Source organism: Pseudomonas sp. KH_040 (assembly GCF_057839305.1).
In genome coordinates, this window is record NZ_CM174487.1 from 3,936,481 (window position 1) to 3,950,438 (window position 13,958).

A 13,958-nucleotide genomic window follows, 5' to 3' on the forward strand; every position below is an offset into this window, starting at 1 on the left:
TCACGACAACACTTGGCCGGCCGGCACTTTCAGGCCGTCATGCCACCACGCCGCGAGACTGAAGACGTTGGGCGCCTTGAGAATCGTGAAGTGGTTGCCCGGCCCGTACCACACCGCCAGATCCGTCACCTGACGCTGCCAACCCTCAACCATCGCCGCTTGCTCGCGCTGATTGCCCCACGCATCCAGCGTCGGGTCATCGACCAGCGCCAGCCGCACCGCCCCGCTGTAGGCCAGTTGCGGTTGATAGACCGTGCGCAAGGCTGTGGCGAAGGTGCGGACCGGGCCGTGCATGGCCTGCGCTGACGAACGCGCAGACAACACACCGGCGCGCACCATGCCCTCGTGCAACAGGCGCATTTGCGTGGTGTCGTCAGCCTCGGCGAACGCCAGCGGATCGATGCCCAACGACTTGCCACTGGACAGTTGCAGCGTCTCGATCAAGCGTTCCAGCGCGGCGGTCGTCGTATACGGTTTGCCCGCCGTGCCATTGCCACCGGGGGCTTCGCTGTCGATCAGGGTCAACGACGCTACCTCACGCCCGGTCGCCTGCAACTGCGCGGCCATGGCATGCGCGACCCAACCGCCGAACGAATGGCCGATCAAGTGCACCGGACCTTGCGGATACAACTGCTCGACGGCTTGCAGATAACACCTCGCCGCCGCTTCCACCTGACTGTGCGGCACGCCGCTGCCATCGAGCCCGCGCGGTTGCAGACCGAAAATCGGCCATTCCGGACCGAGCGCTTCGGTCAGGTGAATGAACCCGGTGACACTGTCGCCCGCCCCCGGCACGCAAAAGATCGGCGCATGCCCGGCGTGCCCGCTCTGGATCGTCAACACGGGTTGATAAACCTGTGGTTGCGGGGCCTGCGCAGCGGCCATGGCCTGACTCAAGGCCTGGCCGAGTGCCTGGACATCCGGGTTTTTCATCATGCTGCGGTGATCCCCCGGCACATCGATGCAGCGCAGCAAACCTGCACCGACCTTGTTCTCCCAACCACGGGTCGGACTCGGCTGTGCCTGCCCCGGCATCAGTGCCTGAGCGCGGAACAAGTGCACCGGCTGGCTGGCCGGGCTGACCCGGTAATGCGCCAGCGCCAAACCATGAGCGGCCTCACGATCAAAGTAACTCCAGGCATCCGCTGCGCTCAGTGCGGCCAGTTCCGGGTCGGGCAATTGCTGTTCGCAGCAGCGCTGGAACAGCTCGTCGAAGGCGATCAGTTCGACTTCAGCCTCAAGCTTCTCTACGTCGGCTAACGCTGGCAGCCCCTCTGCCCCCCGCATCTGCGAACGCGCGCGGCAGTGTTCAAGCAATTGACGCTTGTCGCGATGCGCGCCGCTCCAGCGGGTTTTATCCTGACTGGCCGGATGTGGCGCGTAGGTATCGAGCAGGCCGACAAACGCTACCGCCTCATCGAGACCGAGCAATTGCTGGGCGATTTCATACGCCAGCAAGCCGCCAAACGACCACCCGGCCAGACGATACGGCCCATGCGGCTGCACCGAGCGGATGATCCCGACCATCCGCGCGGCCATGCACTCAAGGGTCCGCAGTTGCGGCTGCCCCAGCGGCACACCGGGCAAACCGTAAATCGGAAACTGCCCCTCGATATGCAGGCCCAATGCCGGGAAATACACGTCCCGCCCGCTGAATTCATGGATCAGGAACAGCGCATTGCCGCCCTCGCCCGGTCGCACCACGACCAGTCCTTCCGGCTGCGCGGGCACGGCATGGTGCTGACTGAGCAGCGCCGCCAGCGACTCGACACTCGGCCGCTGGAACAACTGCGCCAGCGTCACCTCCTGCCCCGCACGTTGCAGCAGGTTGACCAAACGAATCGCCAACAGCGAATGCCCGCCCAATTCAAAGAAGTTGTCGTGACGTCCGACCCGCTCGACATTCAACACTTCACCCCAGACCTGCGCGAGCAAGCTTTCGACCTCGCCTTGCGGCGCTTCGTAGTGGCGGCTGAGCACCGCGTCGAGGCCCGGTGCCGGCAGCGCCTGACGGTCGATCTTGCCGTTGGGACTCAACGGTAAAACGTCGAGCGCAACAAACGCGCCCGGCACCATGTACTCGGGTAATTGTTCGAGGATGAACGCGCGCAGCGTGTCGATCGCGGGCGCTGCACTGCCCTCGCGCACCGTGAAATACGCGACCAGACGCTCGTCGCGCATCAGCACGACCACCTCGCGCACATCCGGGTGCTGGATCAACCGCGCTTCGATTTCACCGAGTTCCAGACGCAAGCCATGCAGCTTGACCTGGAAGTCGTCGCGCCCGAGGAATTCGAGGTTGCCGTCAGCGCGGTATCGCACCAGATCGCCGGTGCGGTACAGGCGATCACCGGCCACAAACGGACTGTCGATAAAGCGCTCGGCCTGCATCTGCGGCAGCCCCATATAACCGCGCGCCACGCCGATGCCGCCGATGTGCAACTGGCCAATGACGCCGAGCGGCACCGGTTGGTCATGGGCATCGAGTACATACAGACGCGTGCTGCAGATGGCTTTGCCGATCGGCAATTCAGACGTTGGCACCGGCATGTGCGGTTCCAGGGTCCACGCCGTGCTGTCAACCGTGGCTTCGGTCGGGCCATACACGTTATGCAGGCGCACCCACGGCAGGTGCTGACGCACAGCAGCGGCCAGCGCCGCGGTGAGTTCGCCGCCACCGCAGAACACATCGGTGAGGCTGGTGCATTCACTGACATCCTGCAGTTCAACAAACTGCTGCAACAGCGCCGGCACAAACTTGACCACCGTCACACGTTGCTGACGAATCACTTGCGCCAGATACGCCGGTTCCCGATGGCCGCCCGGCCGTGCCAGCACCAGACGCACACCGGCGGTCAGCGGCCAGAAGAACTCCCACACCGAACCATCGAAACTGAACGGCGCTTTTTGCAACAGCGCGCCGTCTGGGGTCGGCGGGCAGATCTGCGATCCCCAATGCACCAGATTGCACAAGCCCCGATGTTCGAGCATCACGCCTTTTGGCGTACCGGTCGAACCTGAGGTGTAGATCATGTACGCCAGATTCGAGGCGTTCAGACCGGGCACTTGCGGATTGCTTGCCGATTGTTCGTGCCAGCTGCATTGGTCAAAGTCGATCACGGCCACGTCGGTCCCGGCAAACAGCACACGGGTGGCCGTCTGCACCAGCACCGCCACAGGCGCGCAGTCCCTGAGCATAAAGTCCAGGCGCTCCGCCGGATAAGCCGGATCCAACGGCACATAAGCACCACCGGCCTTGAGAATGCCGAGCAACCCCACCATCAGATCAAGCCCGCGCTCGACGCACAGCGCCACTCGCGCATCCGGCCCCACGCCCTGCTCGCGCAAATGGTGCGCAAGACGGTTGGCACGCGTGTTCAGCTCGCGATACGTCAGGCTGTGTTCGCCCGACTGCACGGCGATGGCGTCCGGTTGACGACGCACCTGTGCTTCAAACAGGCTCTGGATCGGTTGTTCGACCGGGCAATCAACCGCCGTTGCGTTGAAATCGCCGAGCAAGCGCTGCTGCTCTTCCGGCGCAAGCAGGTTGACCTGCGCCAACAGCGCCTGATCATCACTGACCAGCGCCGCCAGCAAGCGCTGCAAGTAACCGACAAAACGTTGCACGGTCGACTCATCGAACAACGCCGTGGCGTAGCGCAGCGCGCCACGTATGCCTTGCGGGTTCTCACCGAGGCTCAGCGACAGGTCGAACTTCACAAAGTGATTTTCCCCGGCCACGCCTTCCAGCGTGAGACCGTCCAGTGCCAGGGCGGGCGCCACGCTGCTGTCCCAGCTCACCAGGGTCTGGAACAACGGTGTGTGGGAAAGGCTGCGCAGCGGCCGGGTGATTTCCACCACGTGTTCGAACGGCAGATCCTGATGCGCCTGCGCGGCCAGAGTCTGCGCCTTGACCCGCGCCAGCAGCGCCGCACCGGTCAGATCGCCCGAGGTATCGATGCGCAGCGCGAGAGTATTGACGAACATGCCGATCAGCCCTTCGATCTCGGCGCGGGTACGGTTGGCTACCGGCGAGCCAATGACCACATCGGACTGCCCGGACAGGCGCGCGAGCAACATTGCCCAGGCGCTCATGAGCACCATGTACGGTGTCACGGCATGACGCTGACACAACGTCTTCAGGCCGGCGCTGGTCTGCTCGTCCAGCACGATCTCGACACTGCCGCCGTGGTGATCCTGTTGCGCCGGACGCGGGCGGTCGGTTGGCAGGCTCAGCAACGCCGGAGCGCCGGCCAAGGTCTGCTGCCAGTAATCGCTTTGACGCTGCAGCACCTCACCGCTGAGCCAGCGCCGCTGCCACACCGCGTAGTCGGCGTATTGCAAGGCCAGCGCTGGCAGTGGATCTGCCTCGCCATGGCTGAACGCCTGATACAGCGCCATCAATTCACGGGTCAGCACGCCCATCGACCAGCCATCGGAGATGATGTGGTGCATCGTCAACAACAGCACATGGTGCTCATCGGCCAGACGCAGCAACCGTCCGCGAATCAACGGACCGTCCTGCAAGTTGAACGGTTCGCGTGCTTCAGTTTCGATCAGCGCGCGCAAGGCCTCGTCGGTCTGCGGCTGTTGTCGCCAATCCTCCTCAATCAGCGACAGGCCACTGTCGACCGGGGCAATCAGCACCTGTGCTTCGTCGTTCAATTGTGCGAAACGACTGCGCAGGCTTTCGTGACGCGCGACGATCCGCGCCAATGCCCGGTGCAGCGCCTCTGCGTCGAGTCGTCCACGCAAATGCAGGCCCAAGGGAATGTTGTAAGCGGTATTACCGCCGCCCATCTGCGCGAGGAACCACAAGCGTTGCTGGGCGAACGACAGCGGCAGCGCCTGATCGCGCGGCGCCGGCAGAATCGGCGGCAAGCTGCTGCGTTCGGCCTGACTCAATACGTTGGCGACCGCCGCCAGTTCCGGATTGGCAAACAGATCAGCCAGCGCCAGTTCCACGCCCAATTGCTGGCGCACCTGGGAGAGCATGCGCATGGCCAGCAATGAATGGCCGCCGAGTTCGAAGAAGTTGTCGTGACGGCCGACCTGTTCGACCTGCAACACTTCGGCCCAGACCTGTGCGAGGCTGATTTCCAGTGGATTGGCCGGCGCCTCGTAGACCCGACTGAGCAGCGCCTCCTGGGTCGGTGCCGGCAGTGCCTTGCGGTCAACCTTGCCGTTGTTATTCAGTGGTAACACATCGAGTTGCACCCACGCGGTGGGCACCATGTATTCCGGCAGGCGTGCGTGCAACTGAGCGTGCAGTTCAGCGCTGTCCAAGACGCCATCGTGCGCCGTGTAATACGCCACCAGTCGCGTGGCGTCCTGGCCGTCGCGGCGCGCCAGCACCACGGCTTCCCTGATCCCCGCGCAGTTCAGCAGGCGACTCTCGATTTCTCCCAGCTCGATGCGGAAACCACGAATCTTCACCTGATCATCGTTGCGGCCGATGCAATCGAGTTGTCCCGGCGCCAGCCAGCGCGCGAGGTCACCGGTGCGATAAAGCAACGCGCCCGGCGTCTCGCTGAACGGATCGCGGAGGAATTTCTCGGCGGTCAGATCCGGCCGGTTCAGGTAACCCAGCGCCACGCCCTGCCCGCCGATGTACAGCTCGCCGGTCACGCCCATCGGCACCGGTTGCTGATACGCGTCGAGCACGTACACCTGCGTGTTGCCGATCGGTCCGCCAATCGGCACGCTCTCGGCGTTTTCCGCCACTTCACGCACTTCGAATGTCGCGGCGTACGTGGTGGTTTCGGTCGGGCCGTAGCAATGCACGATGCGCAATGCCGGGGCCTCGGCCAGCAGTCGCCGGAACGCCGCCGGATCGCCACGCTCACCGCCGCACAGCAGCATCCGCAGGCCCTTGAGCGCCTGCGGGATCAGTTGCACGTATTGGTTGAACAGCGCGGTGGTGACGAACAGGATCGTCGCGCCACTGGCACTCAGTTCACGGCCGAAGGCATTCGGATCGAGCAGCGTTTGATGGTCGATGATCACCACGCGCCCGCCATTGAGCAGCGGCCCCCAGATGTCCATGGTGCTCGCATCGAACGCCGGGTTCGAGGCGAAGACCACACGATCCTGCGCATTGAAATCGGCATAACCGTTGTTGAGCACCAAGCGGCCGATGCCCCGGTGCGGCACCATCACTCCTTTCGGCGTGCCGGTAGAGCCGGAGGTGTACATGATGTACGCCAGCGCCTCGGACGACTGCAGCAGGTTCGGGTTATGCGTCGGCTGGCCGTTGAGGGTCAGCATGTCCAGATCGATACGCGGCGCGGCGTAGTCGATGACTTCGCTGCTGAGGGTCAACAGCGCCACCGCCCGGCAATCCTCAACCATGAACGCCTGGCGCTCGCTGGGTGCGTTGATGTCCAGCGGCACGTAGGCCGCCGCGCATTTGGCAATGGCCAGTTGCGCGACCAGCAACTCCAGCGAACGTGGCAGCAGGATCGCCACATGATCGCCCGGCTGCACGCCGTGGGCGATCAGGTGATGGGACAGGCGGTTGGCTTGGGCATTCAGCTCAAAGTAACTCAGCGAATGCGCGCCATGTACCGCCGCCACCGCTTTGGGATGCGCCGCCGCCTGCTGCTGGAAAATCCCGTGCACGGTCAGTGTTTGCGGGTAGTCACGCACCGTGGCGTTGAAGTCGTACAGCAAACGCTGGCGCTCATCCACCGCCAGCAACGGCACCTGTTCCAGTACCGTTTGCTCACCGCTGATCATTGCTTCAAGCAGGCGTTCAAAGTAGCCGATGTAACGCTTGATCGTCAGCGCATCGAACAGCGCCGTGGCGTAGTTCAGCGTACCGCGAATCGCTCCATTGACCTCGCCCAGTGTCAGCGTCAGGTCAAACTTGGCGACATCGCCCGGCCCGGCCACGCCCTCCAGCGTCAGATCAGCCAACGCCAGTTGCGGGCCGACGCTGCTGTCCCAGTTCAGCGTGGTCTGGAACAGCGGGCTGTGCGCCAGGCTGCGCAGCGGCCGGGCGATTTCCACCACTTGCTCGAACGGCAGATCCTGATGCGCCTGCGCCGCCAGTGTCTGCGCCTTGACCCGCGCCAGCAGCGCTTCGACGTTCACCGCGCCCGAGGTGTCGATGCGCAAGGCCAGCGTATTGACGAACATGCCAATCAGGCCTTCGACTTCTGTGCGAGTGCGATTGGCCACCGGCGTACCGATCACCACATCGGTTTGCCCGGACAGACGACTCATCAGCAGCGCCCAGGCGCTCATCAGGGTCATGAACAGAGTCACGCCGTGACGTTGGCTCAAGGCCTTGAGCCCCGCGCTCAGGCGCGGGTCCAGCAGCACGTCGACGTTGCCGCCGGTGTAATCCTGTTGTGCCGGACGCGGGCGATCGGTGGGCAGCGTCAACACGGCCGGCGCACCGTCGAGGGTTTGCTGCCAGTACTCGCTTTGCCGCTGCAGCACCTCCCCGCTTAGCCAGCGGCGCTGCCACACGGCGTAGTCGCCATATTGCAGCGTCAGCGCTGGCAGCGGATCAGGCTGACCCTGGCTGAACGCTTGATACAACGCCATCAATTCAGCGGTCAGCACGCCCATCGACCAGCCATCGGCGACGATGTGGTGCACGGTCAGCAACAGCACATGATGATCGTCGGCCAAGCGCACCAGTCGCCCACGAATCAGCGAATCATTCTGCAGATCAAACGCTGTCGAGGCTTCCTGCGCCATCAATCCCTGCAAGGTGAGCTCGGCTTGCAAGGCTTGGCGCAGATCGTCCACGCGCAAAAGCAAACCGCTGTCGACCGGGGCAATCGATACCTGCGCAGTGTCGTCGAGGCGGATGAAACGGCTGCGCAGGGTTTCGTGACGAGCGACAATCCGTGCCAGCGCCGCTTGCAGGGCGTCGCCGTCGAGGTGACCGCGCAGGCGCAGGCCGAGAGGAATGTTGTACGCCGAGTTGCCACCGGCCATTTGCGCGAGGAACCACAGACGTTGCTGGGCGAAGGACATCGGCAGCGGTTGATCACGCGGTGCCGGCACAATGTCCGCTAGCGCGCTGCGCCCGGCGCGGCTCAATACTTCAGCAACCGCACTCAATTGCGCATCGGCGAACAGATCACTCAGCGCCAGTTCGACGCCGAGGCGCTGACGGATCAGCGAAACCATGCGCATCGCCAACAGCGAATGACCGCCGAGTTCGAAGAAATGATCGTGACGCCCGACCTGCTCGACTTGCAGCACTTCGGCCCAGATCTGCGCCAGTGCGGTTTCCAGCTCACCTTGTGGTGCTGTGTATTCGCGGCTGAGTAACGTAGCGTCGTCAGGCTTGGGCAAGGCTTTGCGATCAACCTTGCCATTGTTGTTCAGCGGCAACCTATCCAGTTGCACCCACGCTGACGGCACCATGTATTCCGGCAGTCGTGCTTGCAACTGCTTGTGTAGCCCGGCGCTGTCCAGCTGTTCAGCGTGAGCGGTGTAATACGCCACCAGACGCGTGGTTTGTTGACTGTCCTGGCGAGCCAGCACAACCGCTTCCTTGACCCCGGCACAGCTGAGCAGGTGGTTTTCGATTTCGCCCAGCTCGATACGGAAGCCGCGAATCTTCACCTGATCGTCGTTCCGTCCGATGCAATCGAGTTGCCCCGGCGCCAGCCAACGCGCGAGGTCGCCCGTACGGTACAGAAGCGCGCCGGGTTTATCGCTGAATGGATCGCGAAGGAATTTCTCGGCAGTCAGATCCGGCCGGTTCAGATAGCCCAGCGCCACACCCTCACCGCCGATATACAACTCACCGGTCACGCCCATCGGCACCGGTTGTTGATGGGCATCCAACAGGTAAACCTGCGTGTTGCCGATCGGCCCGCCAATCGGCACGCTCTCGGCGTTTTCCGAGACTTCGCGCACCTCAAAAGTGGTCGCGTATGTGGTGGTTTCGGTCGGACCGTAGCAGTGCACGATACGCAGCGCTGGCGCCTCGGCCAGTAACTGCCGGAACGCCGCTGGATCGCCCCGCTCGCCGCCACACAACAGCATACGCAAGCCTTTGAGCGCCTGCGGAATCAGTTGCACGTACTGGTTGAACAGCGCGGTGGTGACGAACAGGATCGTCGCCCCGCGAGCACTCAATTCACGGCCGAAAGCGTTCGGGTCGAGCAGCGTCTGATGGTCGATGACCACGACGCGACCGCCATTGAGCAATGGCCCCCAGATGTCCATGGTGCTGGCGTCGAACGCTGGATTGGAGGCAAACACCACCCGATCCTGCGGGTTGAAATCGGCATAACCGTTGTTGATCACCAACCGGCCGATGCCTCGGTGCGGCACCATCACGCCTTTCGGTGTGCCCGTGGAACCGGAGGTGTACATGATGTACGCCAGCGATTCCGAGGTTTGCGAAAGGTTCGGGTTTTGCGTTGATTGCTCATCCAGCGACAACATATCCAGATCGATGCGCCGGACGGCGTAGTCGATGACTTCACCGCTCAAGGTCAACAGTGCCACAGCCTGGCAGTCATCGACCATGAACGACTGCCGCTCGCTCGGCGCATGGATGTCCAGCGGCACATAGGCCGCCGCGCACTTGGCGATTGCCAGTTGTGCGACCAGCAGCGTCAGCGAACGTGGCAACAATATAGCCACGTGGTCGCCCGGCTGGACGCCTTGCGCGATCAACTGATGGGCCAGACGGTTGGCCTGCGCATTGAGTTCAAAGTAACTCAACGATTGCTCACCGTGCACCGCGGCCACCGCTTGCGGTTGCGCCGCCACTTGCCCCTCAAACAACGCGTGCACTGTCAGCGCCTGCGGATACTCGCGTTGTGTGGCGTTGAACTCGACCAGTAACTGATGACGTTCTTCGGCGCTGACTACCGACAACCGATCAAACCCCGCGTGCGGCGTGTGCTCCAGCGCGTTCAGCAAAGTCATCAATGCACCCTGCATGTACCCGCAGATTCGCTGTGCATCAATCCCAGCCCCGGCCAATACCTTCAAGCCGAAATCTTCGCCAAGATCGTCAACGCTGAGGGTCAGTCGATAGTTGGTGTGTTCCTCGGCATCGAGCAATTGCATCCCGTGCCACGCCGCTTGCACCTCCGCGGATATCGGCCCGACCGGGGCGCTGTGACGATAGTTGAGCAGCGTGCTGAACAGCGGCGTACCCGCCGGCATCGCGCTGCACTGCTGCACCTGCGCCAGTTGCGCGTGCTCGTGAGCAAGCAACTGACTCAAGCGTTGATGGGTCGCCAGCGCCGCCCCTTTAACGCTGTGCGCATTGAGCTCGATGCACAGCGGCAAGGTGTTGATGAACACACCCAGCGCCCGCTCCGCTCCTTCGCCGCCCTGCAATCTGCCAAGCAAAACCGTGCCAAAAACCACGGCGTCGCGCCCGGACAATTGCCCCAGCACCTGCGCCCAGGCGAGGTGCATCAGGCTGGCGGCGCTGACACCCAAGCGCCGCGCCTGTTGCCTTACGCTGTGGCTGAGTGTGTTTTCCAGCGTCAACTGCGCTTCCTGCGCGGGACCGTCATGGGCCAGATTCTGACCATAGGGCAAGGTCGGCTCATCGATCGCGCCGAGCATTTCGCGGAAGAAGCTTTCGTGCTCTTGCGCGCTCAGCCCGGCGCGGGTGTGCGCCACGTAGTTGCGATACGGCACTGGCTCGCTCAGTTGCCCGGCGTTGCCCAGCAGAAACGCCTGCATCTCGTGCTGCAACACCTCGAGCGCCACGTGATCCATGACCAAATGATGGAACAGCAACAACGCCACCACCCGTTGATTGACGGCATCACGGCTGTACACCACGCGCATCAGCGGCGCCTCGGTGACGGGCATGCGGTAGTTATCGATGGTGAAGCGTCTGTGCAACTGGCTCAGCGCATCGCCCGCTTCGGCGTCCAGCTGCAAGGCCTCACAGCTCAGCGAAGCCTCACGCCAGACCACTTGCACCGGCTCTTCCAGACCCTCCCAGAACAGCGAGGTGCGCAGAATGTCATGACGCTCGATCACCCGTTGCAGTGCCTCGGTGAATACCTGTAAACGCTGCTCGTCGGCAAAGGCAAACTGCGCCTGCAGCACATACGGATCACCCTGCGCAGCCGAAAGATGATGGAACAGAATGCCGGTCTGCAAAGGTGCCAGCGGGTAGATGTCTTGAACATTGCGCGCACCGCCGGGGACACTCGCGACGATGCGGTCGATCGTTGCTTGATCCAGCGTCACCAGTGGCAGCAGTTCGGGCGTGATGCGCGGGCAATCGGCTGGAATCAGATTTGCCGGCACCGCTGCTGCGGGTTCCCCGCCTACTGCCGCCGCCAGTGCGGCCAGCGTCGGTTGGCCGAACAGCACGCGAATGTCCGCCGACAGCCCGGCCCGGCGCATGCGCGCAACCAGATTGACCGCCAGCAATGAATGGCCGCCCAGTTCGAAGAAGTGATCAAAGCGCCCTACTCGCTCGACTTTCAGCAACTCGGCCCAGATACCGGCAATGACGGTTTCGACTTCACCGACCGGGGCTTCGTAATCGCGGGTCAGCAGCGCCGACTGGTCAGGGGCCGGCAAGGCCTGACGATCCAGCTTGCCGTTGGGGCTCAGTGGCAAGGCCGGCAAATGCACAAACACGGCAGGCACCATGTAATCCGGCAAGTGTTTGAGCAGTTGGCTACGCAGTTGATCGATGTCCAGCGGTTCGCCGCTGAAGTACGCCACCAGGCGCTGATCGCCCGGCACGTCTTCGCGAGCGAGCACGGCAGCTTCACGCACGCCGTCGACGCGCGCCAGATGCGCCTGGATCTCACCCAGTTCAATGCGCAGACCACGGATCTTGACCTGATCGTCGTTGCGCCCCAGATACTCGATATTGCCATCGGCGAGATACCGCGCGACGTCGCCGGTGCGGTACAAACGCGCGCCTGGCTGATCATTGAACGGATCGTCGAGGAAGCGTTCGGCTGTCAGCTCAGGCCGATTCAGATAACCCCGCGCCACCTGCACACCGCCCAGATACATCTCGCCGACTACGCCGAATGGCACCGGTTGCTGATGAGCGTCGAGGATATACACACGGGTATTGCACAGCGGTTTGCCAATCGGCGGCGCGCCTTGCGGTACCGGCGAATCCGGTTCCAGCGTCCACACGGTGCTGTCGACAGTGGCTTCGGTCGGGCCATACACGTTGTGCAGGCGTACCTGCGGCAGACGCTCGCGGACGCTACGCACCAACGCGGCGGTCAGCTCACCGCCACCACAGAACACATCGCTGAGGCTGCTGCACTCGCCGACCTCTGCCACTTCAAGGAATTGCTGCAACAGTGCCGGCACAAACTGCACGACGTTGACCTGTTGCTCACGAATCAGCTGCACCAGCGCCGCCGGATCACGATGATCGTCCGGGCCGGCGAGGACCAGGCGCATGCCGCAGCTCAACGGCCAGAACAGCTCCCACACCGAGGCGTCGAAACTGAACGGGGTTTTCTGCAGCAGCGCGGCGCCGCTAGAAAGCGGGCACAGCCCGGCGCTCCAGTGCAGCAGATTGCCCAGGTTACGGTGCTCGACCATTACGCCTTTCGGCGTGCCGGTGGAGCCGGAGGTGTAAATCACATAGGCCAGATTTGCCGCGCTCAAGTCCGGCACCTGCGGATTGCTCTGCGCAAGGTCTTGCCAGTTGCACTCGTCGAAATCGACCAACACGCCGGCGCACTCGCCGATCAGCGCACGCGTCGGCGCATGCACCAGCACCGCCACGGGCGCGCTGTCCTCAAGCATGTAGGCCAGACGTTCGGCGGGATAACCGGGATCGAGCGGCACATAAGCGCCGCCGGCCTTGAGAATCGCCAGCAGACCGACCAACAACTGCGGCCCGCGCTCGACGCAGATCGCCACCCGCGAATCGCGATCGACACCGCACTGGCGCAGGTGATGGGCGAGTTGGTTGGCGCGGCGGTTCAACTCGGCGTAACTCAAACGCAGCTCACCGGCGACCACGGCGTCAGCGTCTGGCGTGCGCAACACCTGCGCTTCGAAGCGGCCATGAACGGTCTGTTCGAGATCGTGGGCGACGGCGGTGGCGTTCAGATCGACCAGCAGGTGCTGACGCTCGTCGTCCGCCAACAACGCCACGTGTTCAAGCACCGCTTGATCGTTGCTGACCATCGCCTGCAACAGGCGCTGGAAGTAGCCGACGTACCGTTGAATAGTCGACTCATCGAACAAGGCAACGGCGTACTCCAGCACACCGCGAATCCCGCCCGGCTCCTCTGCCAGCGTCAGTGACAGATCGAATTTGGCAAAGTGGCTCGGCTCGGCGACGCTTTCCAGCGTCAGCTCGCCCAGACTCAGGCTGGCGCCATGGCCGCTGTCCCAACTGAACATCGCCTGGAACAACGGGCTGTGCGCCATGCTCCGCGCCGGTTTGGTGATTTCCACCACTTGTTCGAACGGCAGGTCCTGGTGCGCCTGCGCGTCCAGCGTCCGCGCCTTGACCCGCGCCAGCAGCGCTTCGCAGCTCAACTCGCCCGAGGTATCGATACGCAAGGCCAGGGTGTTGACGAACATGCCGATCAAGCCTTCGATCTCGGCGCGGGTACGGTTGGCGACCGGTGAGCCGATGACCACTTCGGCTTGCCCGGACAAACGACTCAACAGACTCGCCCAGGCACTGAGCATGAGCATGTACATCGTCACGCCGTGACGCTGAGCCAAAGCCTTGAGTCCGGCGCTCAAGCGTTCATCGAGCACCACGTCGACGGTGTTGCCGGCGTAATCCTGCTGTGCCGGGCGCACGCGGTCAGTCGGCAGCGTCAACAGCGCCGGAGCGCCGGCCAAAGTCTGTTGCCAGTATTCACTTTGGCGCTGCAGCACCTCACCACTGAGCCAGCGCCGCTGCCACACCGCGTAATCGGTGTATTGCAGCGCCAGCGGTGGCAGTGGATCCGGCTGGCCATGACTGAAGGCCTGATACAACGCCATCAGTTCGCGGG

The 13,958-nt window shown here is 63.3% G+C and carries 1 protein-coding gene (running past one end of the window); it reads right to left on the reverse strand.

Annotated elements, in window-relative coordinates:
* Window positions 1-13,958 carry the 3' portion of a non-ribosomal peptide synthase/polyketide synthase gene (locus AC3IUF_RS17530; protein WP_489278805.1) on the reverse strand. It continues 3,895 nt past the right edge of the window, so the window shows 13,958 of its 17,853 coding nt (coding positions 3,896-17,853); its start codon lies beyond the right edge, outside the window — the gene reads right to left on this strand; the stop codon is at window positions 1-3.